Source organism: Janthinobacterium sp. P210005, from assembly GCF_036231865.1.
Lineage (GTDB): Bacteria > Pseudomonadota > Gammaproteobacteria > Burkholderiales > Burkholderiaceae_D > Janthinobacterium > Janthinobacterium kumbetense.
The window spans coordinates 176,772-198,650 of the sequence record NZ_JAZARC010000008.1 but is presented as its reverse complement, the minus strand read 5'-3'; the positions used below and the strand labels follow the sequence as shown (position 1 = coordinate 198,650).

Here is a 21,879-nt window from a genome sequence, read left to right as displayed (position 1 = left end):
GGCATGCGGTCCCCTCAACCGATCGCCGAAGCTTTGAGCAGCTTGGCGATGTCTTTCTTGATCTTGTTCGGGTCCGCGTCTTTCGGGAAGCGCATCATCAGATTGCCCAGCGGGTCGATCAAATACAGATGGTCGCTCGTCTTGCCGCCCGCTTCCACGGGCAGCCACGCTTTCAGGGCGTCGTTATTGACGCGCAGCATGCTGGTGCCGTCGAATTCACGCATCACGAGGGTGTCGAGCGGCTGACCATCCGTCACCAGCCAGACCCGTTCCAGACGTTCGCGCTCCTTGCCCTGCATGAGGCGCAGTTGTTGCATGTCAAACAATTGCTTCTTGCATGTTTCCTGGCAATCGGACGGTCCCGTTTGCAGCAGCACCCACTTGCCCTTGAACTGGGCCAGCGGCGCGGCCTTGCCGTCCAGTTCCGCCACCTGCAGCTGGGCTTCCGGTATCGGATGCAGACGGGGGTCGATCAGGGCGCCGTAGTTGTTGCGGCCCGTGGGCTTGATGATGTAATACGTGAAATACGAAGCGATGATGGGAAAGGCGCATACGGCCACCACAGCCAGCAGTTTCCACCGTCCTTGTACCTGTTTATTGCTGCTGTCTTGCGTTGCTTCAGGGCTGTTTGTTTGCACGTCGAAATCCTGTAAAGACAAAAAATAGAAAAGCCATCAGTGCCAGTGCATACCACTGGAATGCATAGCCGCGGTGCTTGTCGGCGCCCAGGTCCGGCGCCGGCCAGTCGCGCACGGGAAGCTGGCTGGACGCTGGCGTCGTGGCTGCCGAATCGACTGGATCAGCTGTTTGTTCAAGGATAAAAGGTTGCAAGGCCAGGCCGCTGGCCTGGGCCAGCTGGGCGATATCGGCATTTTGCACGATGGCGTGCGGCGCCAGGGGCGGCGCCGTGCCCAGCTCCATCACATGGCCCGCGTTCAGGCGCGCGATGCCGGTAATGGTGACGGTGCCCGTGGGCGTGGCGTAGTCGGGGATGCGCGTGCGCTCGGCATTGTTGCGCGGCAACCAGCCCTGCGCCACCAGCACGTGCATGGGGGAACCGTCGATCTGGAAGGGCGTGAGCACGTGAAAGCCCGCTTGCCCCTTGTAGGGGCGGTTGTCCAGGTACACCGTCCAGGCGGGAAGAAAATGGCCCGTGACGGTGACCCTGCGGTATTCGATCGCTTGCGCATCGGCCGGCGACAGGGGCGCGGCCGTCAGGGACAGCGGCGCGGCCACGTTGCCCGCTTCCAGGCGGGCGGCGCGCGCGACTTTCTCGTCGCCACGGCGCTGCTGCCATTGCGCCAGGGATATCCCCAGGGCCACCAGTAGCAGCATTACAACAAATGGAATCCATCTAAAATGGAAGCGGATACGCATTACAATGAAACCTCCTCTAGCCTGGCGCTACCATCCATGAAAATCCTCGTTGCCATTGCCTTCATCCTGATCCTGGGCAGCCTGGGCTCGGCCCTGTTCTTTCTCATGCGCGACAAGGGCAAGAGCAACCGCACCGTGCAGGCGCTGGCCTTGCGCGTGGGCTTGTCGATCACCCTGTTTTTGCTGATCCTGCTGGCGCACAAGCTTGGCTACATCCAGCCCACTGGAATTCATTAACACCCGACATTGCCTGATTGGCAAATTCTTCATACTAAGAAAAAAGCCGTACCCAGGATGTCCCGGTACGGCTTTTTTTATGGTGCCGGCGCGCCTAACAACCACGCGCGCCCTGCCCCGCCATTATAACCAATACACGACCACGTACAGGCCCAGCCAGACGACGTCGACAAAGTGCCAGTACCAGGCGGCGCCTTCGAAGCCGAAGTGGTGCTCGGGCGTGAAGTGGCCTTTCAATACGCGGTACAGGATGACGGACAGCATGATGGCGCCCAGGGTCACGTGGAAGCCGTGGAAACCCGTCAGCATGAAGAAGGTGGCGCCGTAGATGCCCGACGTCAATTTCAAGTTCAGTTCGCTGTAAGCGTGGATGTATTCGTAGACCTGGAAGCCCATGAAGATGGCGCCCAGCACGATGGTGGCAAACAGGAACAGGGCCGTCATGGCGCGGTGGCCGGCGCGCAGCGCGTGGTGCGAGATGGTCAGCGTGACACCCGACGTCAGCAGCAAGGCCGTGTTGATGGTTGGAATCCAGAACGGCGTCATGGTGGTGAATTCCTGCACCGTGCCGGCCGGGCCCGTATTGCCCCAGTGGGCGGCGAAATCGGGCCAGATCACCTTGTGGTCGAGGTCGGCCAGCCACGGCATGGAGATGCTGCGCGCATAGAACAGGGCGCCGAAGAAGGCGGCGAAGAACATGACTTCCGAAAAGATGAACCAGCTCATGCTCCAGCGGAAGGAGTGATCGATGCGCTCGCTGTACAGGCCCTGCTCCGATTCGCTGATGGCGTCGCCGAACCAGAAATACAGCACCAGCAGGATGCCGGCGATGCCCAGGTAATTCACGTACGGGCCCCAGGAGACGTCGTTGACCCAGGCCGAGGCGCCGATCATGGTCAGCAGCAGGCTGGCGCCGCCCAGCATGGGCCAGCGCGACGGGCCGGGCACGAAATAATAGGGTACGGCGGCGTGGTTGGAACTCATCATCATCTCCTCAAAAACTTATAGGGTGGTTTTTTATAATTTATAAAACGACGAATTTAACAATCGAAATCAAGATGCCGATCAGGCAAGCCACCACTAGGAAGCCGGCGATGACGATGTGCACGGGATTGAGCTTGGCCGAATCCGTGTCGAAATCGCTCTTGCGGCGCAGGCCCGTGAATGACCACACGACGGCCCGCAGCGAATACAGGAACGACGCTTTTTCCGGTTTGGCGGATTCGCCCATGGCACTCTCCTATTGGACGGCCGGCGTCTGAGCCTGGCTCAGACCGGCAATCTCGAAAAACGTGTACGACAGGGTGATGGTCTTGACCTCTTTCGGCAGGGCCGGGTCGAGGAAGAACACCACCGGCATCTGCCGCGCTTCCTTCGGTTTCAAGGTCTGCTGCTTGAAGCAGAAGCACTCGACCTTCTTGAAATGCGGCGTGGCGCTCTGCGGCGCGTAACTGGGGATGGCTTGCGCATTGACGACGCGGTTTTGCGTGTTGACCACTTCATACATGACGGTCACCAGCTCGCCCGGATGCACTTGCATGCTCGACACGGTCGGGCGGAAGCGCCATGGCCCCTGCGCATTGCCGTCGAACTCGACGGTGATGCTGCGCGTCGTGTCGACTTGCGTATTGTTGTCGTAGGCTACCGTGCCATCTTTTTGCGTCAGCACGTTGATGCCCATCACTTCGCAAATCTGCTTGTAGACGGGAATCAGGGCATAGCCAAAGCCAAACATCAGCACGGCAATGACGAGCAGCTTGCCCAGCATCTTGCGGTTCAGGCCGCGTGTTTCCTGTTGGTGGGGCGTCGTCACGACAGCCACAGCCGCTTGGCGAAGACGGACAGGAAGAAGAAGGCCGCCAGGGCCCCCAGTATCAGTCCCGTACGCAGGTTGTTCGGTTTCTTGCGCTCAGTTTTCACTTCGGTCATGGCAGGCACTCTATTCAAAGGGGCCGGCAGCGGCGCCGGCCCGTGACACTGGCATTACTTGCGGATGACTACTTGACGGTAGGCGGCGTTTCAAACGTGTGGAAAGGCGCCGGGCTCGGCACGGTCCATTCCAGGCCTTCCGCGCCTTCCCATGGTTTCGCTGGCGCAGCCTTGCCGCCGCGGATGGTCGGCAAGACAACGAAGAACAGGAAGTACACCTGCATCAGGCCAAAACCGAAGCCGCCGATCGAGGCGATCATGTTGAAGTCGGTGAACTGCGCCGGATAGTCGGCGTAGCGGCGCGGCATGCCGGCCAGGCCCAGGAAGTGCATCGGGAAGAAGGTCACGTTGAACGTGATCAGCGACAGCCAGAAGTGGATCTTGCCGCGCGTCTCGTTGTACATATGGCCCGTCCATTTCGGCGACCAGTAGTAGAAGCCGGCGAACAGGGCAAACAGCGAACCGGCCACCAGCACGTAGTGGAAGTGCGCCACCACATAATAGGTATCCTGCAGCTGGATGTCGATCGGCGTCACGGCCAGGATCAGGCCCGTGAAGCCGCCCATGGTAAACACGAAGATGAAGCCCACCGAGAACAGCATCGGCGTCTCGAACGTCATCGAACCCTTCCACATCGTGGCGATCCAGTTGAACACTTTCACGCCCGTCGGCACGGCGATCAGCATGGTCGCGTACATGAAGAACAGCTGGCTCGTCACCGGCATGCCGGTAGTAAACATGTGGTGCGCCCAGACGATGAAGGACAGGATGGCGATCGAGGCCGTGGCGTACACCATCGAGGCATAGCCGAACAGGGGCTTGCGGGCAAACGCGGGCAGGATCTGCGAGACGATGCCGAAAGCCGGCAGAATCATGATGTAGACCTCGGGATGGCCGAAGAACCAGAAGATGTGCTGGTACATGACGGGATCGCCGCCGCCTGCCGCGTTAAAGAAGGACGTGCCGAAATGGCGATCCGTCAGGGTCATGGTAATGGCGCCAGCCAGCACCGGCATGACGGCGATCAACAGATACGCGGTAATCAGCCAGGTCCAGCAGAACATCGGCATTTTCATCAGAGTCATGCCAGGAGCGCGCATGTTCAGGATGGTGACGATGATGTTGATCGAACCCATGATGGACGAGGCGCCCATCAGATGCATGGCAAAAATGGCCATGTCCATGCCAGGGCCCATCTGCGTCGACAGCGGCGCATACAGGGTCCAGCCGGCGGCGGTGGCGCCGCCCGGCACGAGGAAGGACGTGGCCAGCAGCAGCGCGGCCGGCGGCAGCAGCCAGAACGAGAAGTTGTTCATGCGGGCAAACGCCATGTCGGATGCACCCACTTGCAGCGGGATCATCCAGTTGGCGTAGCCGACGAAGGCCGGCATGATGGCGCCAAACACCATCACCAGGCCGTGCATGGTGGTCAGTTGATTGAAGAATTCTGGGTGGAAAAATTGCAAGCCTGGATGAAACAGTTCCGTACGGATCATCAGGGCCAGCACGCCGCCCGACAGCAGCATGATGAACGAAAACCACAGGTACAAGGTACCGATATCCTTGTGGTTGGTGGCAAACAGCCAGCGGCGGTAGCCGGTCGGGTGATCGTGGGCATGGTCGTGATCGGCGTGGTCCAAGGTACTCGTGCTCGTGCTAGTACTCATCTGCGGCTCCTAATTACTTGCGTGCAGCCACGACTTCGGCTGGTTGAACGATGTTCTCTGCGGCCTTGTTCGACCAGGTATTGCGCGTGTAAGTGATCACTGCGGCAATTTCCGTGTCGGACAGCTGTTTCCATGCTGGCATTTCAGCGGGATACTTGCCGCTCTTTTGCCCGTTCAGCAAGACGTGGATCTGATCCGCTTTCGGACCGTTTACCACGGCCGAGCCATCCAGCGGCGCAAACGCACCGGGCACGCCCTTGCCTGTCGCCTGGTGGCAGACCACGCAGTTGGCCGCATACACTTTCTCGCCCTTGACCTTCAATTCGTCGATGGTCCATACCTTGCTTGGATCATCAGCCAATGCGGCCATTTCCTTTTGTTTTACATCAACCCAGGCCTTGTAATCATCTGCCGAGACGACCTTGACGACGATGGGCATGAACGCGTGTTCCTTGCCGCACAGCTCGGCGCAATTGCCGCGGAAGGTGCCGATATGGTCGGCCTTGAACCAGGTGTCGCGCACGAAACCGGGAATCGCATCTTGCTTCACGCCAAAGGCAGGCACGGACCAGGCGTGGATGACGTCGTTGGCCGTCAGCACCACGCGGATCTTCTTGTTGACCGGCACGACGACTTCGTTGTCGACTTCGATCAGGTAGTTTTCGCCCCGCTTTTCCGTCGGCGGCGCGCCCGGCGCACCCACTTGCGAACGCGGCGTGGCCAGGTTGGAGAGGAAGGAAATGCCTTCGCCCTCGCCTTTCAGGTAGTCATAGCCCCATTTCCACTGCATGCCGGTGGCCTTGATGGTGATGTCGGCGTTCGAGGTGTCCTTCATGCCGACGACCGTGCGCGTGGCAGGCAGGGCCATGCCGATGACGATCAGGAAAGGCACGACGGTCCAGGCGATCTCGACGGTGGTGCTTTCGTGGAAAGTGGCCGGTTTGTGGCCCAGGGACTTGCGGTGCTTGAAGATGGAATAAAACATGACGCCGAACACGGCCACGAAGATCACCAGGCAGATGATCATCATCAGGGTGTGCAAATCGTAGATTTCATGGGCGATCTGTGTCGCCGGCGGTTGCAGATTCATTTCGAACGGCACGGGACCGCCGGTGCCGGGATAGGTGCTGGCAGCCGGTGCCGCCGTGGCCCATCGCCCGATGCCAAACGCTGTCAAAGACAGCCCGAGCAGCAACGATTGAAGTCGCTTTGCATGTGTCATGTTTTCCCCAACCACCCAAAAATAATGATATTTTAAACGGCTGCGGACTTCTCCGTACTGGACCGCTGCCGCTCCTCCATGAAAGCAACACGGCCGGAATGCGGCCATGTGCGTCAAGCACCAGCGAATTCCATGCTGGCTGCGGCAGCAAAAACGGCGGCGCGCAACCATGCTGGAACCCTGTTTTTCTTCCCCACACTGAAATGGCCTCGTGTGGAAGATGGTTACTATACTAATGCAGTAACTTCGAATTAGTCTTGCTTTGTTTTTTTTATTTTGTATGCAGCCCTTGTTTTTTCTACTTAACAAGCTGACAAACAATCAACGATTATAATCAAGTAAACTTGAATCCATCAAGCAATAATCGGCTTTGTGCGCACCCTTCTCCCGGCCGCCGCGCGCTTTGCAACGGTTGCTGCAACATCCATGCGCGGATGGCGACCAAGTGTCGGTTTCTTTATGCTTTTATTTAGGCTTGCGCGGTAAATCAAAGCGGATGATGGCTTCGCCATTGCGCGTCACGCGCGGTGCGGGACGGAAGGCATGGCCATAGATCACCTCGAAACTCAGGCCCAGCTTGCCATCGGGACGGCGCCTCTTTTCCAGCGCATCGAGCATGCGCTGCCAGGCCGCCTTGCCCATCAGGCCGCGCCGGCGCGTGGTCAGCGGGTTGCCGCCGAAGGCGCGCACGTCCGCCAGCATTTTTTCCGCCGTGTCGTAGGTGACGGTGATGATTTCCATGTCCAGCACGGGCGTGGAAAAGCCCGTCTCGACGAGCATGTCGCCAAAGTCGTGCATGTCGACGAAGGGCAAGGCGTGCGGGTACAAGTCCGCTTCGGCGAAGGCGTCGCGCACTTCGCGGAAGGTGTCGGGGCCGAAACAGGAAAACATCAGCAAGCCGTCGAGGCGCAGCGCGCGCCGCCATTCGGCAAACACGCGGTCGGGCTGGGCATGCCAGTGCAGCGCCAGATTGGACCACACGAGGTCGATGCTGCCCTGCGCCAGCGGCAGATCGCCCAGGTCGCCGCACAATAAATCCACGCCCGCCTTGGCCGGCAAGAGTTTGCTGAGGAACTGGTTCAGGCTGGCCAGTTTCGACGCGGGCGCGCGCGCCGCCTGCATCATCGCTTGCGCTGCATCGAGACCGATAATCTGCGCTGCGGGATAATCCTTTTGCAACTGCGCCAAATCCGCGCCGGGACCGCAGCCCGCGTCGAGCACACGGTGCGGCGTGATTTTCACCAGCTCTAGGCGCTCGTGCATGCGTGCCGACACTTCGCGGCGCAGGAAGTCCGACGGCGCGACGCGCGCCGGACGGGAAAAGAAATCACGTACTTGCACCGCATCGATGGGCGCACTCATTTTGGGCGGACTGGTGGGAACTGGCATGTTGAATCGGGTGAGGTGAGATAATGTCGGCAGTGTACATGGAACGACGCCATCGCGATGCGGACCGCCACCGGGCACCGCCTTGACGCCGCCTGGCAGGCGCTGCGACTGTGGCTGGGCGCCACGGTGCTGCCGGCGCAATGCGCGCTGTGCGGCATGGGCTGCCCGGAAGTGCTGTGTTCGCCCTGCCGCGCCCAATATCTGACGCAAGGACGCCCCCGCTGCCGTCAGTGCGCCAATCCGCTCGACGATGCGGCGCTGCTGTGCGGACGCTGTTTGCGCCAGCGGCCCGCGTATGACGCCACCGTCACGGCGTTTGATTATGCGGCGCCCGTCGACCAGTTGCTGCTGCAGCTGAAATTCGGCGCGCGCCTGGCGCTGGCGCCCCTGTTGGCAGAACTGCTGTATGTTGCCATTCAGCAACAGCAAGCGTGGGAAGCGCCGCAGCTGCTGTGTCCCGTGCCGCTGGGCCCGGCCCGGCTGGCCGAACGGGGTTTTAACCAGGCGCTGGAAGTTGCCCGTCCGCTGGCGCGCCTGCTGGACGTGGCTTTACAGCCGCGCCTGGCGCTGCGCGTGCGCGAAACCCGGGCGCAAAGCGGCGTGGCGCCGCAGGAACGGCAAGCCAACCTGGCGCACGCGTTTGCCATCGCGCCCGAACATGGGGCCTTGTTGCAAGGATGCCATGTGGGCATCGTCGACGACGTGATGAGCAGCGGCCATACCGTTCACGCGCTGGCCACCGCCTGCAAGAGCGCTGGCGCGGCCAGGGTCAGCATCCTGGTCGTGGCGCGCACCCCGCCGCACTAGAACCGCATCAGATTCGCTATATATATATGAGGAGAGCATTTTGTTTCACGTTGTTTTGGTAGAACCTGAAATCCCGCCCAATACGGGCAACGTCATCCGCCTGTGCGCGAACACGGGCGCGCAGCTGCACCTGGTCGAACCGCTGGGCTTTCCGCTCGACGATTCCAAGATGAGGCGCGCCGGCCTCGATTACCACGATTACGCCAACATGAAGGTGCACAAGAACTGGGCAGCGTTCCTGGCCGACACCCAGCCCGACCCGGCCCGCATGTTCGCCATGACGACGCGCGGCTCGCGCCCGTTCGGCGACGTGGCCTTCCTGCCCGGCGACGTGTTCGTGTTCGGCTCGGAAACAAAAGGCCTGGACCCGGCCCTGCGCGACGGCTTTCCGGCCGAACAGCGTATCCGCCTGCCGATGCGCCCGGATAACCGCAGCTTGAATCTGTCGAATACGGTGGCCGTCGTCGTGTATGAAGCGTGGCGCCAGCACGGATACGCCGGTGGCGCGTAGCTGACACCTCACCCAGTCTACTGCGCGGCGCGCTTTGCGGCCGGCGATGCTCGCGCTACTAAAGTAGCGCTGCGCTTCTCGGCCACAAATCATCGCCGCTCGCTACGACTGGATGAGATGTTGAGACTCCTGCAATCTCCCTTTACCGCTGCGCCAATTGCTGCGCCGCGCCGCTATTGTCATCCAGCATCACCAGCTGCGTGCGCAAGTCGCGCGTGGCGGCCAGCTTGCCGTTCACGTACAGATTCGTCTTGACGCCGTACACGCCTTGCGACACGCCGGCCGGCAAGGTCAGCTCGAACGAGTTTTCAAAGCGCCCGCCCGACTTGTTGCTGCTGGCCAAGGCTTTCGAACCGGACTTGAACGGCTGGCCTTGCGGATCGAGCACCACCAGTTCTTCGCGCACGTCGTTGACGCTTTGCGCGCTGCCGTTGACCAGCTCCACGACCGAATTGACCTTGAACGGCTGGCCGCGCTTGACGGTCGACGCGCTCAGCTGCGGCGTGTACGACACCACTTGCGGCTCGCGCGGCAGCGCGCCGCGCGTGCGGATGTAGTCGCGGTCCGCCTGCGCCGCCGTCTTGGTCTGGCGCGAATTGACATTGATGGCCAGGCAACCGGCCGCCGCCAGGCCGCCGCCGATGGCGGCCCCCTTCAGCGCGCCATTCTTGCCGCCCGCCAGCGCACCCAGCAATGCCCCCACGGCCGCGCCGGCAGCGGCCGTCGCGCCCACGCTGCACGGGTCCTCATCCGTGGCCGCCTGGGCGCCACCTTGCGGATAGGAACTGTCCTGCCGCACGCCGTTCGGGCTCATCGGCGCCGTGGCGCAGCCGGCCAGCATGGCCGCGATGGTCAGCGCAGCGGCCGTCCGCAAGGTGGTGTGATTCAGCATGGTGACTCTCCAGATGACTAATTGATCGTTGTTTCTGTCTGCAACACCTGCCGTTCGCGCTCGCGGATGCGGCGCGACAGATTGTCGATGCGCGCATTGCCCGGATCGACGCGGCGCGCGCTTTCCAGATACGTCTTGGCCGCATCGAACTTACCTTCCAGCAAAGAACGCTCGGCATCGCGCAAGAACGCTTGCGCCATCTCGCTGCGCATGGCCGCGCCGCTGTCGACGGGCGCCGTTTCCTGCGGGCGGCGTTCGGCCACCGCTGATCGTTCGACCGCGCGCGCGGGCGCCGGTTCCGTGGGCACGACGCGGGCCGGTGCCGTTTCCACCGGCGCCGGGACCGGTGCAGCGACGGACGCGGGCGCCGACAGCGCCTGCACATCGGCCCTCAACTGCGGCAATTCCGCCGCTTCGCGGTCGATGGCTTCCAGCCTGGCGATGCCATTGCCGGCCGCCGTCGCATCCTTGCCGTCGAGCGCCTGGCGCACGCCCACCAGCACGGACGCGGCAGCCGCCTGCTGGCGCGCCAGCTGCTTGCGCAGGGAATCCACGCTGGCAGCGCCCGCGCAATCGGCGTCGAGCGTGGCGATGCCCCTGGCCGCGCTTTGCAATTGATGGCCATCAATATGGCGTTCGATGGCGCGCACGCCCCGCTGGCAACTGCCCGATGCGGCGCCGGCCTTGCCGATCGCCGCCTGCAAATCGTCCGCCTTGGCGCTGGACTTGCCCGTGCACACATTCTTCGCCGTCGCCAGCTTTTGCCGGGCGCCGTCCAGGCTGCCATTTGCCACCAGCTTCAAGCCGCTGTCGATGGCGTCGTTGCAAGCCGACTCATTCTTGCCGCCCGGCTTGCCATTCATGTAGACGATGACGGCCGCCAGCACGGCGGCGACGCCCAGCCAGCGCAGCCACTTGCGCGGCGGTGGCGGCGGCGGTACCGGTGTTACCGGGGCAGGCGCCGGTGGAGGCACAGGCGCGGGCACGGGCTTCGGCGCCGCTTGCGGCGGCACCGGCTTGGGTGACGGTACTGGCGCCGGCTTCGGCGGCGCTTTCGGCGCAGGCGCAGGCGTCACCGGCACGGGCGGCGGCTTGGGTGCCACTGGCGGCGCTACCGGCGCAGGCGCAGGGACGGGCAGCGGCGGCAGCACGGCCGCGGCTGGCTTGGCAGCGTCCGCCATGGCGTGACCGCAGTACGGGCAATGGCTGACAACGGTCCACAGGCCCGTCTTGCATTTGTTGCAGATATCCAAAACTAATCCTTCATTCCAACGTCATTCCAGCGTTCACAAGGGCGGCGGCATCAACGGTGGCGGCGCGCCGAGGAACAAGGGCGCCAGTTCGGGGAACTGGGCCAGGTCGGCCCAGGCCGGCAAACCGGCGCGCCACACCTTGGTCGTGGCTGGCACGACCTGTCCCGCCTGCACGTACTGCACGATCTGCTGGGCCGTGAACGGTCCCTGCTGCTGGCCGTTGATGCCCAGGAAGTACTGGTATTCCACCAGCGGCGGCGGCATGCCGCCCAGTGGTGGCGGCGCCATGCCGAACGCGGCCGCCGGCGCAGCCGCCGCGCCGGCCGGACGCAGCAATTGCTCCAGGCGCCCCGCTTCCAGCATTTCCGGCTTGATCGCATACTTCAGGCGCGGCTGGCCGTCCGCTTCCGGTTCGCGCACTTCCCAGTCGTAGGCATCGCCGTCGGAATCGCCGATGACGTTGGCCCACTCCTTCAGGCGGCCCAGCAAGGCTTGCACCGTGCGGTCGAGCTCGTCGCTGGCCATGCCCTTGCGGCGCGCCGACTCGCGCAGGCGCGTGCCCACTTCGGCGGAAATGGCGCTGCCAAAGCCGATGTAGGGCAGCTGCGAGCCATCGGCTTGCGCCACCAGCTTGGGCGCATACACGCCCCGCTCGTAGTATTTTGCCAGCGCCGCCATGGCCGCCGTCTGCACGGCGTCAAGCGCCGTCAATTTTTCTTCGATGCGCAGGGCGATATTTTTCTCGTACGAAGCGGGCATGCCGTTCTGGCGGATGGCCCGTTCGTTGCCGATGCGGCGCAAGTCGCCCGGTTCGACGGCAAACTGGTACTGGCCCGGCGGCACGACTCTGCCCGTGTGGCGCGTCAGCACGCCCAGCATGATCGCTTGCAGGAATTCGCCGAAGTCTTCCGCCAGGCGCTTCATCTCGTCCGTGTTCGGCGCGATCGGGTGCGTGAATTGCGTTGGATCAATGTGCGTGTGGGTAGGCGCCTTGTCGTTGTCGCCTTCCTTGCGGTAACTGGTGCGCCAGCCTTCCAGGCCGCGCAGCACCGTCATCGGCACGCCTGCCAGTTCGCAATAGCAGACGGCGCGCCCGCGGATGCCCGTTTCGACGATTTCCAGCTGGCTCACCGTGATGCCCACCTGGGTCGGCACGCACGATTCGAGCTCGGCGCCGAACTTCGCCTTGAAGGCGGCCGCGTTGGCCACGCCGATCACGCACTTGAACTGGTCCGACACGACCGTGAAGTCGCCCGCCATATTGGCGTCGATCCACGGCATGGAGCAGGCCAGCAGCTTGCGGAAGCGGTCCAGGCGTTCGGACACATCCATCTGTTCCAGCGCCTCGAACAGCGGGTCGGGCGTGCTCGTCGCCCCTTCCGCCAGGCCGGCAGTAGCGATCATGTTTTCCGCCATGCGCGTGACCTTGGCCAGGATCAAGGCCCGTTGCGCCGGTTCGCCCAACATGGGGAACAGCGCTTTCGAGCCGCCCATGTCCTTGAACGCTTCATCGGCCCACTGGCGCAAGGTGGCCGCCGACGGCAGCGCGATGTCTTTTTCCGTGACGGGAATGACGATCAGGGTCGCGTGTTCCTTGTCCAGGTCCTTTTGCAGGATGGTATTGGCCGTTTTCAACTCCGTCAGCATGGCCAGCACGCCTTCGCGGCCCGATTGCAGCTCGCCCACCAGGCCATTCCACTGGGCGCGGCCTTGCGCATCGACGCCGACCCGGTTGCCCAGCCAGCGCGACAGCTCGCCCAGCAGGAGGACGGACTCGTCTGCCGCCTTGGCCCGTAAATGGAATTTCAGCGCATTCGCCATTTCCGTGCGTAAATGGTCCATCACCACGCCCGCCTGCTTTTCGCCATTGCTGAGGAAACCGAAGGTGCTGCGCGTCTGTTCCAGGTTGTTCAACAGGCGCTCGTATTCGCGCGAGCGCACGGCTTCCTTGATTTCGCGGTAACGCTCGGCATTGTTGCCGATCTGCGCCGTCAAGCCGCTGCCCGGCGCCTCGATGCGGTCCTTGATCTGTTCCACCAGCGACAGCACGTATTCCAGGCCGCCGAACTCCTTGTTATCAAGATAGCCATACAGCTGGTCGCGCACGACTTTCTTGACGTCTTCCAGCACTTCGCGGCGCCGCTTGCTGATGCGGTCTTCCGTCGTGTCGGCCGTGGAATCCTGGTCGCGCACGGCGTCGCGTTCCAAATGCTTCATGGCGTCGCGCACTTGCGCCGGCCATTCGCTGCGGTCGAAACCCGTGCGGATATCGTTGATGCGCGTATTGACCCGGTTTTCCACGCCGGCCAGCAAGTGGCCATGGCGGTCTTCCAGCAATTCGTCGACGACGCGGAAATCGATGAAGTCGCCGCTGGAGCGCTTCAGTTCGATGCTCTTGTCGGAAAACTCGGGGAAATCGCTGAACGGCGTGCCCTTCAGGAACATATTGGCGGCGAGGAAATTATCGCGTTGCGTATCCGTGGCCCGGTTGGCGCCCGCATCCGTGCCGCCCACGCCAAAGAACGCTTGCAGCATGGCGCCGGCCCAGCGGTGGGCCCGCTCGTCGCGCGCCGCTTCCTGGCGCGTATCGAGCACGGCCATGCCGAACGAGGAAAAGCGCTTCGAGAAATACAGGCGCATGTCGCCGAAGCGGTCTTGCGGCACGGGCGCGTTGTACAGCGAATTCTTGTGCTGCGCCTGGTTGACGGCGATCGAGCGCTTGGCGCGGGCGAAGTCGGCCGAGGCAAAATCCTCGAACAGCGAATCGGCCACCATGTGGTAGACGTCGCTGACATCCTTGGTGTGCTGCTGGGCAAGATTGCCCGAATCGATCAGGTACACCTCGCTGTACGGCTCGCGCGTCAATTCCGGGCGGTCATACGCATCCCAGCGGCCCACATAGCCCTTGTTGCCCATCATCGCCGATTCCAGCTCCATCAGCGCCGCGTAACCATTGGCTTCGACCCGGTCCTTGTTGGCCTTGGTGTAGCCGGTCGGCAAGAACAGCATCAGCTCGACGTCGGCCGCGCCCACTTCGCTGCGCGCCAGCCAGCGCGCCAGCAAGCCCATGTCCAGGAAGGAACCGGAACCCGTGCCGCCCGCAACGGAGCCGACGATGACGATGCGGAAACGGTTCGTTTCCATGCGCAGACCCAGTTCGGCCAACTGGCGCTCGTGCGACAGGCCCGCCTTCAGGGCTTTGAGTTTCAAGCGGATCTTGTCGCGGATCTTCGCGTACTTGTCGAAGAAATACAGGCGCGACACGGCGCGGATCTGGCCGGCGCCGCTGCTCATGTCGAAGCGCAATTCGCGGATGCGCTGCGGCGTCAGCGGCAGCCATTCCTTGATATGCGGATATTTCTCCAGAGAATCTTCATCACGGCTGTACTTGTCCATGTCGAACGATTCGACCACCTTGTCATCGTCCGTGAACTTCACCTGGTCGAACTGCAAGTCCTTCGCCTGCGACTCGCCGCTTTCGATCACGGCGCCATTGTCGAGGTCGAAATGGATGAATTGCGCGATGGGAAAGTCCGCCAAGCCCTCGATGCGCGTGCGGTTGCCCGCGCCGCCCCACAGGGTGTTGAGGATGCGCCGGCGCACGCGCATCAGCACTTGCATGCCCGTGCCGCCGATGCCGATGAACAGGGTCGGGCGCAGTTCGATGATCTTGTCCTGCTTGCGCTCGCTGGCGCCGCCGGTGATGGTTTGGTTCAGGTTCTCTGCCATGGTGATTCCTTCGATGATGCGTGCAACGGCGTGTTCTTAGCGGCGGCTGGAAGTAAAGGTCAACAACAGTGCAACGAGGCCCACCAGCACCAGCGGGCCCATGAACAGTGGCGCAAGGAATTTATGCGCATTCACGGCAGCCAGCACGACGCCCGTCGCCAGGCTGGCCAGGAAGATGAACAGCCACCAGCCCGAGGCATTGGCCTTGTTCGGCGGCACGCGCTTGGCCACCAGGCCATTCGCATAGGCATTCTTGGCAAAGAAAAAGGCGATGAACAGCAGCAACAGCACCACGCCGCCGACCAGGGTGTCGCGCGACGAGGTATCGGTCGTGCCGGCTGCATCAAACGCGGGCGCAGCTTCGGTCGTTGCGGTGGCGGCGCTGGCCGCAGCGGCAGCGTCCGCGGCGGGCGGCGCCGACGCCGGGGCCGTTACCGGGGCCGGCAAGGTGAAACCTGCGTTGTCTTTCGGAGTGTCTTGCGCCATGGTATGCCTCTATTGAATGGAAGGAATTTTTAAGGAATCTGTGTTCAGGCCAGGGTCAAGGTATGGCCTTCGGCCACGCGCACGACGGCCGGCTTGCCCAGGCCACGCTTGAGTTCGCCAATGTCGCGGCCGTCATCGTCGCGGATCTGCACGCTTTTAAATGGTTTTAATAACACTTGCCGCTGCACGCCGTCGGCCATCACCTTGTAGCGCGTGGCGCGCGTGCTGACCAGGCCCAGCGCCAGCAAGCCCAGCACGAGCGCCAGCACGCCGCCCAGTATCACCAGCACGGGCAGCAGCGGATACTGGATGCGCACCAGCAGCGGTATCGTCGCCTGCGACGCGCGCACGCTGTCGGGCGGCGTAAACATGCCGGAAATCGGGTCGCCAGGGAACAATTCCTGCAAATCCTTGCCGAAGCTGGACGACAGCGCCAGCCGCTGTTCCGACAGGCCCACTTGCGCCTGCATGGGCAGCAGCACCTGCTTGCCCATGGCGGCGATCGCCTGCGCCGACCACGGCGACGGAATCTGCGCCATCGGCAACGCAAACTGTACCTGCACGGACTGGCTGGCGCCCGGCTGCAGCTGGCGGATTTGATCTGGCGCAACATGCAGGGGCGCGTTCTGGCCCGCCAGGCTGGCGTGCACGCTGGCGCTGTCGATCACGTACGGGAAAAACATGTTTTGCAGGGATGCCTGCAACACCACTTGCGGCACCAGGTTCGCCGCATCGACGTCGAGCACGATGGTGCGCCCGTCGCGGCCCAGGCTGGCGTGCACGTTGGCGCTGTTCTTGACGGATTGCGGCACGATGCGCACGGCATCCTGGTCCACCGGTTTCAATCGCGCGGGAGGACGCGTCAGCACTTGCGACAGCCGCCCTTCGGCCAGGATGCGGTTCAAGGCCTCGGATGCCGGCTGGCCATACGCGAGCGCATACACCATCAAACCCTTGGCGCTGTACAGCTTGCCCTGCACGGGCATGCGCAGCGGAAACACCACCGTCTTGGTGATCGACGGTTCCAGGTGCAGCAGGCGGTAAAAATCGCGGTTGCGCTCGGCCGTCTGGCTGTCGTTGTTCGGGCTGTTCTTGTTATTCGTAAAGATCCACACGATGCCGGACGCGGACTGGAACGGCCCCGTGATGGTCTTCGTCACGGCTTCCTGGAAATCCGTGTCGGCCAGCGCGCCGCCGGCGCCCTTGCGCGCCAGGCCCAGGCTGGCCAGCTGGCCAGCCACGCCGGCGCCGCCCTGCCCTTGTCCCAGCAGCGACGGCGACACGTGCGCGCCGCTGCTCTGGCTGAAGGCCAGGGTATACACTTTATCGGACGGGTTTGTGGCAGCCTGCGCCACGGCGCCCACCAGGGCTTTCAGCTGCGAGTGTTCATCCGTGTAAAACGGCTCCATCCAGCCCGAATTCTGCACGAGGAACGCTTGCTGGATGCCGGCGGCCTGCACGCTGGCGCTGGCGAAGGCGAGGAAGGCGGCGCCGGCCGCGATCAGGACGCGCGCTTTCATGCCTGCAAGGCCCAGCCATCGATACGCGACAGCAGCGGGTGGTAAGCCCACAGCGTACCTTCATGCACAAACAGGCGCACGCGCCACGGTTCGCTGACGGCAAAGGTATGGAACACGTTTTCGCGCAATTCGTCGTCCTGCACCAGCTGTGCCGCCAGGCGATCGTTCGAGCGCAGCACGCTCGACAGGCCGGCGCTGGTGGCAAACTTCACGCCGAAGACGCTGTTGCCCACACTCGATTCCAGCAGCGGCATGACGGCCTGGTTCTTGCCGCCGTCGTCGCCGTGTTCCGGCTCTTCCCACGGCGCCGTTTTCAGCTTGGTGGCGAAGCGGTAATTGAAGCTGCCCGAGCACAGGCGCGGCGCCAGCGCGTCGGCCCGTTCGGACTGCGCGCCCAGTTTCACGTAGACATAGGTGCCGCGGCTGCGCTCGAAGCACAGCTGCCACAGGCCGCCGTCGCGCGACACGTACGGGCTGCCGAATTCGAAATGCGGCACCAGCCCTTCGGGCCAGGGAGTGAACGAGGCGGCCACGTTGCCGTCCGGCTGCAATTGCAGGCGCAGCTGGCCGTTGGCGCAGGGCCACACGGCCATGCGGTTGTAGGCGACGGGCGCGCTGACGGCGCCCAGGTCAAACAGGCCGTCGAGCAGCACGTCGCTGCCCGGCTTTTGTTGCGCATCAAGGTTGACGAAGCGGAGGCGGCCATCGTCGTCGCGCAGCGGCGCCCACAGACGGTTCTGGAACCAGACGGGCGCGGCCGCGCACGGTGCGCCGCCCACATGCTCGACCACGTAGGTCAGCGACGGCACGTCGGGACGGATGCAGGCCAGGCCATGGCTGGTCGGCAAGACCAGCACGCTATTGAACTCCGGCACCAGCTCGGCGCGCCAGGCGCCGTGGGCCAGGTCCGATTCGGCCAGCAAGCTGCCATAGTCGGGGTCCAGCGCCAGCCAGCGTTTCGAGGCGGGCAACCAGGCGTGCAAGACGGCCTTGCGCGGGTCGAGCGCCAGCAGCGCGGGCGCGCTGGTGCCGAACTGGGCGGAAAAGAATTCGTATTCGCCGGGCGGCGGCATGGGCAGCGAGACATCGGCCTGCGCATGCTCTTCGCGCGCGCGCTGGTCGGCCAGTTTCAGGGGCGCGCTGGCCTGGCGCAAGCCGGCCGGGCCGGTTGGCGGCACGTCGCTGACGGGAGATGCGCCGTAGGGCGGCACCCAGGGCGGCGTGGCGGCCGTGTCGGGCGGCACTTGCAAGGCCGCGCCCGAGGCGGGGTCGAACGCGAATTCGGGCGGAAACTGGCGCACGGGCGCACCGGCTGCTGCGGGCAGGCGCCGCGCATGCATCAGCTTGCCGATATCGGCATGGCTCACCAAGGGCGAGACATTCTGGCCATCCGCGCTGCGCTGCATGGTCCACGCGCCCTCGTCATCCACGTGCCAGGCGCCGGAAGGCAGTGGCCAATCCCCAGAAGTTTTATGATCCATTTATTTTCTATGACTAGCAATGCATTCAGACGGTGTAACGTGCTGGGGCTGACGAAACGAAGTCGCAGCCCTGGCAGTTCTCATAGTAACGTCTTTTTATCTGTATGGAAACATTGACGAGCTTCCTCAGCCTTGCTGCGTCCGCACTTTCGTCAACAGCTTGGTGGTCGAGCGGTCATGCTCGAAATCGATGGCCACGGCCTGGCCGCCATACGCCAACACGGCCTTGCCTTCGGGAATGGCCGCCATGTCATAGTCGCCGCCCTTGGCATAGATTTCCGGTTCGATATCCTGCACCACTTCCAGGGCGCTGTCTTCCGAGAACGGCACGACCAGGCTCACCGCTTCCAGCGCGGCCAGCACGGCCATGCGGTCTTCGCAGCTGTTCAGGGGACGGTCGTCGCCCTTGCCCAGGCGTTTCACCGAGGCATCGGTATTCACGGCAACGATCAGCGAGGCGCCCAGCGCGCGCGCCTGCGCCAGGTAGGTCACGTGGCCGCGGTGCAAAATGTCGAACACGCCGTTCGTCACTACCACCGGTTTCGGCAGGGCCGCGGCGCGGGCGCGCAATTCGTCGCGGCCGCACAGTTTGTTTTCAAAATCAGGCATGGATATCTCTGGTTGGGTTAAATGGGGTCACGCCATGGTCGCACTCAGGCGTGGCTATCGCCTTGGATGCCGCCGGCATCCCGGCGCCAGGCATCGATCAGGGCCACGACGGCCGGTTCCAGGGTCTCTTCGGCGATGCGATCTTGCCGGTAATAAATCATCAGCGCATACACGCCGGCCAGGCGGCTGACGGGCGGCGACAGTGCATATTCGTTGCCGCACGCCGGTTGCCTGGCACGCCAGTAATTGATCGCCGCTTCCAGCGCCTGCATCCGCAGTTCCATCGCCATCTCCCTTCGACGCCCGGTACCGCATTATAGGGGGCGATCCGCTACAATACGCCATCGGCGCCACAGTTTCACGTTTGCGCCACCTTTCATTCATTGCAAGTAAGTACTTCCTGTGTTTCAATCAACCTATGACACTGACTGAACTGAAATATATCGTTGCAGTCGCGCGAGCGAAGCACTTCGGCCACGCCGCCGAAGCCTGCTTCGTTGCCCAGCCCACCCTGTCAGTGGCCATCAAGAAACTCGAAGACGAATTGGGCGTGGTCCTGTTCGAACGGGGCGGCGCGGAAATCTCCGTCACGCCCCTGGGCGCGCAGATCATTGCGCAAGCCGAGCGCGTGCTGGAACAGACGGCCGCCATCAAGGAACTCGCCAAGCAAAACAAGGACCCGCTGGCCGGCCCCCTGCGCCTGGGCGTGATCTACACGATCGGCCCCTACCTGCTGCCGCCCTTGGTCAAGGCCATGATAGACCAGGTACCGCAGATGCCCTTGATCTTGCAGGAAAACTTCACGGTTCGCCTGCTCGAACTGCTGCGCCAGGGCGAACTGGACGTGGCCATCATGGCCCTGCCCCTGCCCGAACACGGCATGGCCATGCAGGAACTGTATGACGAACCGTTCGTCGTCGCCATGCCGCGCCAGCATCCATGGACGGCGCGCGAGAAAATCGCCGCGCAAGACTTGAAATCGGAAACCATGCTGCTGCTGGGCAATGGCCACTGTTTCCGCGACCAGGTGCTGGAAGTGTGCCCCGAAATGGCGCGTTTTTCCTCGCCCGGCAATGGCATGCAGCGCACGTTTGAGGGTTCCTCGCTGGAAACCATCCGCCACATGGTGGCCAGCGGCATCGGCCTGACGGTCTTGCCGCGCGCCTCAGTCGCCAATATGCACGCCACCGACGGCATGCTCGAATACCGGCCCTTCGCCGCCCCCGTGCCATCGCGCCGCGTGGTCATGCTGTGGCGCAAGAGTTTCACGCGCAAGGCCGCCATCGACGCCCTGTGCGCGGCCATCGCCAGCTGCAACTTGCCCGGCATTACGCCGCTGTGCGAGGACGAAGACTAGCGCCCCAGGCGCAAAATAGTACATTTACATACTATTTGCGATAATCGACCTTTCTCTTCAACAAGATCGAGTCTTCCATGAACAAGCTGGCGCTGTATTTCCGCCTGATACGGCTGGACAAGCCTATCGGTACCGTATTGCTGCTGTGGCCTACCCTGTGCGCGCTGTGGCTGGCGCAGCAGGGCGTGCCGGACTGGCGGCTGCTGCTCATCTTTACCCTCGGCACTTTCCTGATGCGCTCGGCAGGCTGCGCCATCAATGACTACGCCGACCAGGATATCGACAAATTCGTCAAGCGCACGGCCGAGCGTCCCATCACCAGCGGACGCATCAGCGGCAAGGAAGCGCTGGCCGTGGCAGGCGTGCTGACCGTGCTGGCCTTTTGCCTGATCCTGCCCCTCAACGCGCTGACCAAGCAGCTATCCGTGGCGGCCGTCATCATCGCCGGCACCTATCCCTATTTCAAGCGTTTCTTTGCGATTCCGCAAGCGTATCTCGGCATCGCCTTCGGCTTCGGCATCCCCATGGGCTTTGCCGCCATCACGGATGCCGTGCCCATCGTCGCCTGGCTGCTGCTGCTGGGCAATGTCTTCTGGGCCGTGGCCTACGATACGGAATACGCGATGGTCGACCGCGACGACGATTTAAAAATCGGCATCAAGACCTCGGCCATCACCTTTGGCCGCTACGACGTGGCCATCGTCATGGCCTGCTATGCCGTTTTCCTGCTGCTGTGGCTGGCATGCGGCTGGTATCTGGGCTTGCGTTACTGGTTCGTCGCGGGCTTGCTGGTGGCGGCCGGCTGCGCCGTTTATCACTACACCTTGATCCGCGCACGCGAGCGTATGCCGTGTTTTGCGGCATTCCGGCATAATAACTGGCTAGGAGCGGCGGTATTTGCGGGCGTGGTACTGGACTTTGCTTTCCGTTAAGCAATGACCCTTGCGCCGCGGCAGCCCTTGAGGCGGCGCAAGACAAGCCTGGCCGCAGCTGCCTACACTGGTATTTCACTGTGCAGTTTCACTTCCATGAGGTAATACATGAGCTCGATACATACCGGAAAATCCAGCAGCGACAGCATCCTCGCCGACGCCGACAAGGCCCGCGACAAACTGGTCGGCGACTTGAAGACCGTCATCGATGAAGCGGAAGGCTGGCTCGATGGCGCCAAGGATCAGACGGGCGAGAATGTCAAAGCCGTCAAGGACAAGTTCATCGCCACCCTGGAAACGGCCAAGAAAGACTTGATCAAGCTGGAAGAAGACTTGCTCGAACGTACCAAGAAGGCGGCCAAGGCCACCGACGAATACGTGCAGGACAATCCCTGGAAAGCCGTGGGCGCGGGCGCCGTCGTCGGCGTGCTGTTCGGTCTGCTGCTTTCCTCGTCGCGCCGCTAGATTGTAACGACGCGGT

The 21,879-nt window shown here is 63.0% G+C and carries 23 protein-coding genes; 6 read left to right on the top strand and 17 right to left on the bottom strand.

From position 1 onward, the window contains the following. Positions 1 to 14: 14 nt before the first annotated feature. Positions 15 to 638, bottom strand: coding sequence for an SCO family protein (locus tag VPH40_RS26350; protein WP_099665457.1), 624 nt, complete (start codon positions 636 to 638; stop codon positions 15 to 17). After that, positions 619 to 1,377, bottom strand: a complete 759-nt coding sequence (locus VPH40_RS26345) for an SURF1 family protein (RefSeq protein WP_305054602.1) — start codon at positions 1,375 to 1,377, stop codon at positions 619 to 621. Before VPH40_RS26345 ends, VPH40_RS26350 begins: the two co-directional genes overlap by 20 nt. A gap of 36 nt (positions 1,378 to 1,413) precedes the next feature. Here VPH40_RS26345 and VPH40_RS26340 point away from each other — a divergent pair, with 36 nt between their 5' ends. After that, positions 1,414 to 1,614, top strand: coding sequence for a twin transmembrane helix small protein (locus VPH40_RS26340; protein WP_034748996.1), 201 nt, complete (start codon positions 1,414 to 1,416; stop codon positions 1,612 to 1,614). 123 nt (positions 1,615 to 1,737) lie between these two features. Here VPH40_RS26340 and VPH40_RS26335 read toward each other — a convergent pair whose 3' ends face one another. The 7 genes from VPH40_RS26335 to VPH40_RS26305 form a co-directional block, all read right to left on the bottom strand. After that, complete coding sequence (locus VPH40_RS26335; protein ID WP_099665459.1) at positions 1,738 to 2,598, bottom strand: cytochrome c oxidase subunit 3; 861 nt, start codon at positions 2,596 to 2,598, stop codon at positions 1,738 to 1,740. 40 nt (positions 2,599 to 2,638) lie between these two features. Continuing rightward, positions 2,639 to 2,845, bottom strand: coding sequence for a DUF2970 domain-containing protein (locus VPH40_RS26330; RefSeq protein ID WP_077399736.1), 207 nt, complete (start codon positions 2,843 to 2,845; stop codon positions 2,639 to 2,641). A gap of 9 nt (positions 2,846 to 2,854) precedes the next feature. After that, the gene (locus VPH40_RS26325; protein WP_099409817.1) at positions 2,855 to 3,427 is read right to left on the bottom strand and encodes a cytochrome c oxidase assembly protein; all 573 of its coding nucleotides are present in this window, start codon (positions 3,425 to 3,427) and stop codon (positions 2,855 to 2,857) included. Continuing rightward, positions 3,424 to 3,543, bottom strand: a complete 120-nt coding sequence (locus VPH40_RS26320) for a cytochrome oxidase small assembly protein (RefSeq protein ID WP_218965284.1) — start codon at positions 3,541 to 3,543, stop codon at positions 3,424 to 3,426. The genes VPH40_RS26325 and VPH40_RS26320 overlap by 4 nt, the downstream gene beginning before the upstream one ends. A 68-nt stretch (positions 3,544 to 3,611) precedes the next feature. Beyond that, positions 3,612 to 5,210 (bottom strand): cytochrome c oxidase subunit I, encoded by a 1,599-nt coding sequence (gene ctaD, locus VPH40_RS26315; protein WP_099665460.1) that lies wholly within the window; start codon positions 5,208 to 5,210, stop codon positions 3,612 to 3,614. Positions 5,211 to 5,223: 13 nt separating this feature from the next. After that, on the bottom strand, positions 5,224 to 6,432 hold the full coding sequence (gene coxB, locus VPH40_RS26310; RefSeq protein ID WP_099665461.1) for a cytochrome c oxidase subunit II: 1,209 nt from the start codon (positions 6,430 to 6,432) through the stop codon (positions 5,224 to 5,226). Positions 6,433 to 6,897: 465 nt separating this feature from the next. Next, positions 6,898 to 7,821: a methyltransferase domain-containing protein gene (locus VPH40_RS26305; protein ID WP_328574913.1), complete on the bottom strand. Its 924-nt coding sequence runs from the start codon at positions 7,819 to 7,821 to the stop codon at positions 6,898 to 6,900. Positions 7,822 to 7,878: 57 nt separating this feature from the next. Between VPH40_RS26305 and VPH40_RS26300 the strand changes: the two genes are divergently transcribed. After that, positions 7,879 to 8,628: a ComF family protein gene (locus VPH40_RS26300; protein ID WP_328574912.1), complete on the top strand. Its 750-nt coding sequence runs from the start codon at positions 7,879 to 7,881 to the stop codon at positions 8,626 to 8,628. A 40-nt stretch (positions 8,629 to 8,668) separates the two neighbouring features. Then, on the top strand, positions 8,669 to 9,139 hold the full coding sequence (gene trmL, locus VPH40_RS26295) for a tRNA (uridine(34)/cytosine(34)/5-carboxymethylaminomethyluridine(34)-2'-O)-methyltransferase TrmL (protein ID WP_328574911.1): 471 nt from the start codon (positions 8,669 to 8,671) through the stop codon (positions 9,137 to 9,139). A 142-nt stretch (positions 9,140 to 9,281) separates the two neighbouring features. Here the strand turns inward: trmL and VPH40_RS26290 are convergent, their stop codons facing one another. From VPH40_RS26290 to VPH40_RS26255, 8 genes are all read right to left on the bottom strand, one after another. Continuing rightward, positions 9,282 to 10,031, bottom strand: coding sequence for a hypothetical protein (locus tag VPH40_RS26290; protein WP_289919613.1), 750 nt, complete (start codon positions 10,029 to 10,031; stop codon positions 9,282 to 9,284). Positions 10,032 to 10,048: 17 nt separating this feature from the next. Continuing rightward, positions 10,049 to 11,284 (bottom strand): hypothetical protein, encoded by a 1,236-nt coding sequence (locus tag VPH40_RS26285; protein ID WP_328574910.1) that lies wholly within the window; start codon positions 11,282 to 11,284, stop codon positions 10,049 to 10,051. Positions 11,285 to 11,317: 33 nt separating this feature from the next. After that, positions 11,318 to 15,013: a tubulin-like doman-containing protein gene (locus VPH40_RS26280; RefSeq protein WP_328574909.1), complete on the bottom strand. Its 3,696-nt coding sequence runs from the start codon at positions 15,011 to 15,013 to the stop codon at positions 11,318 to 11,320. Between the two features lie 36 nt (positions 15,014 to 15,049). Beyond that, complete coding sequence (locus VPH40_RS26275; protein WP_289906843.1) at positions 15,050 to 15,499, bottom strand: hypothetical protein; 450 nt, start codon at positions 15,497 to 15,499, stop codon at positions 15,050 to 15,052. A gap of 44 nt (positions 15,500 to 15,543) precedes the next feature. Beyond that, the gene (locus VPH40_RS26270) at positions 15,544 to 17,019 is read right to left on the bottom strand and encodes a hypothetical protein (protein ID WP_328574908.1); all 1,476 of its coding nucleotides are present in this window, start codon (positions 17,017 to 17,019) and stop codon (positions 15,544 to 15,546) included. Beyond that, on the bottom strand, positions 17,016 to 18,500 hold the full coding sequence (locus VPH40_RS26265) for a hypothetical protein (protein WP_328574907.1): 1,485 nt from the start codon (positions 18,498 to 18,500) through the stop codon (positions 17,016 to 17,018). The genes VPH40_RS26270 and VPH40_RS26265 overlap by 4 nt, the downstream gene beginning before the upstream one ends. Before the next feature lie 126 nt (positions 18,501 to 18,626). Next, positions 18,627 to 19,109 (bottom strand): D-glycero-beta-D-manno-heptose 1-phosphate adenylyltransferase, encoded by a 483-nt coding sequence (gene rfaE2 / locus VPH40_RS26260; RefSeq protein ID WP_251351044.1) that lies wholly within the window; start codon positions 19,107 to 19,109, stop codon positions 18,627 to 18,629. A gap of 44 nt (positions 19,110 to 19,153) precedes the next feature. Beyond that, positions 19,154 to 19,393, bottom strand: coding sequence for a DUF3717 domain-containing protein (locus VPH40_RS26255; RefSeq protein ID WP_328574906.1), 240 nt, complete (start codon positions 19,391 to 19,393; stop codon positions 19,154 to 19,156). Positions 19,394 to 19,527: 134 nt separating this feature from the next. Between VPH40_RS26255 and VPH40_RS26250 the strand changes: the two genes are divergently transcribed. The 3 genes from VPH40_RS26250 (at position 19,528) to VPH40_RS26240 (ending at position 21,863) form a co-directional block, all read left to right on the top strand. Continuing rightward, positions 19,528 to 20,466 (top strand): hydrogen peroxide-inducible genes activator, encoded by a 939-nt coding sequence (locus tag VPH40_RS26250; protein ID WP_099665470.1) that lies wholly within the window; start codon positions 19,528 to 19,530, stop codon positions 20,464 to 20,466. A 77-nt stretch (positions 20,467 to 20,543) separates the two neighbouring features. Then, a complete protein-coding gene (ubiA, locus tag VPH40_RS26245; protein WP_305063505.1) occupies positions 20,544 to 21,398 on the top strand; it encodes a 4-hydroxybenzoate octaprenyltransferase in 855 nt (284 codons plus the stop codon). 108 nt (positions 21,399 to 21,506) lie between these two features. Then, positions 21,507 to 21,863, top strand: a complete 357-nt coding sequence (locus VPH40_RS26240) for a glycine zipper domain-containing protein (protein WP_099665471.1) — start codon at positions 21,507 to 21,509, stop codon at positions 21,861 to 21,863. Positions 21,864 to 21,879 lie beyond the last annotated feature (16 nt).

Bases quoted from the DNA above. Each gene is read 5' to 3' on its own strand.
- VPH40_RS26345 (WP_305054602.1), bottom strand. From the start codon at position 1,377: ATGCGTATCCGCTTCCATTTTAGATGGATTCCATTTGTTGTAATGCTG.
- VPH40_RS26275 (WP_289906843.1), bottom strand. From the start codon at position 15,499: ATGGCGCAAGACACTCCGAAAGACAACGCAGGTTTCACCTTGCCGGCC.
- rfaE2 (WP_251351044.1), bottom strand. From the start codon at position 19,109: ATGCCTGATTTTGAAAACAAACTGTGCGGCCGCGACGAATTGCGCGCC.
- VPH40_RS26335 (WP_099665459.1), bottom strand. From the start codon at position 2,598: ATGAGTTCCAACCACGCCGCCGTACCCTATTATTTCGTGCCCGGCCCG.
- VPH40_RS26300 (WP_328574912.1), top strand. From the start codon at position 7,879: ATGCGGACCGCCACCGGGCACCGCCTTGACGCCGCCTGGCAGGCGCTG.
- ctaD (WP_099665460.1), bottom strand. From the start codon at position 5,210: ATGAGTACTAGCACGAGCACGAGTACCTTGGACCACGCCGATCACGAC.
- VPH40_RS26265 (WP_328574907.1), bottom strand. From the start codon at position 18,500: ATGGATCATAAAACTTCTGGGGATTGGCCACTGCCTTCCGGCGCCTGG.
- VPH40_RS26305 (WP_328574913.1), bottom strand. From the start codon at position 7,821: ATGCCAGTTCCCACCAGTCCGCCCAAAATGAGTGCGCCCATCGATGCG.
- ubiA (WP_305063505.1), top strand. From the start codon at position 20,544: ATGAACAAGCTGGCGCTGTATTTCCGCCTGATACGGCTGGACAAGCCT.
- VPH40_RS26320 (WP_218965284.1), bottom strand. From the start codon at position 3,543: ATGACCGAAGTGAAAACTGAGCGCAAGAAACCGAACAACCTGCGTACG.
- coxB (WP_099665461.1), bottom strand. From the start codon at position 6,432: ATGACACATGCAAAGCGACTTCAATCGTTGCTGCTCGGGCTGTCTTTG.
- VPH40_RS26270 (WP_328574908.1), bottom strand. From the start codon at position 17,019: ATGAAAGCGCGCGTCCTGATCGCGGCCGGCGCCGCCTTCCTCGCCTTC.
- VPH40_RS26290 (WP_289919613.1), bottom strand. From the start codon at position 10,031: ATGCTGAATCACACCACCTTGCGGACGGCCGCTGCGCTGACCATCGCG.
- VPH40_RS26330 (WP_077399736.1), bottom strand. From the start codon at position 2,845: ATGGGCGAATCCGCCAAACCGGAAAAAGCGTCGTTCCTGTATTCGCTG.
- VPH40_RS26255 (WP_328574906.1), bottom strand. From the start codon at position 19,393: ATGGAACTGCGGATGCAGGCGCTGGAAGCGGCGATCAATTACTGGCGT.
- VPH40_RS26280 (WP_328574909.1), bottom strand. From the start codon at position 15,013: ATGGCAGAGAACCTGAACCAAACCATCACCGGCGGCGCCAGCGAGCGC.
- VPH40_RS26340 (WP_034748996.1), top strand. From the start codon at position 1,414: ATGAAAATCCTCGTTGCCATTGCCTTCATCCTGATCCTGGGCAGCCTG.
- VPH40_RS26240 (WP_099665471.1), top strand. From the start codon at position 21,507: ATGAGCTCGATACATACCGGAAAATCCAGCAGCGACAGCATCCTCGCC.
- VPH40_RS26250 (WP_099665470.1), top strand. From the start codon at position 19,528: ATGACACTGACTGAACTGAAATATATCGTTGCAGTCGCGCGAGCGAAG.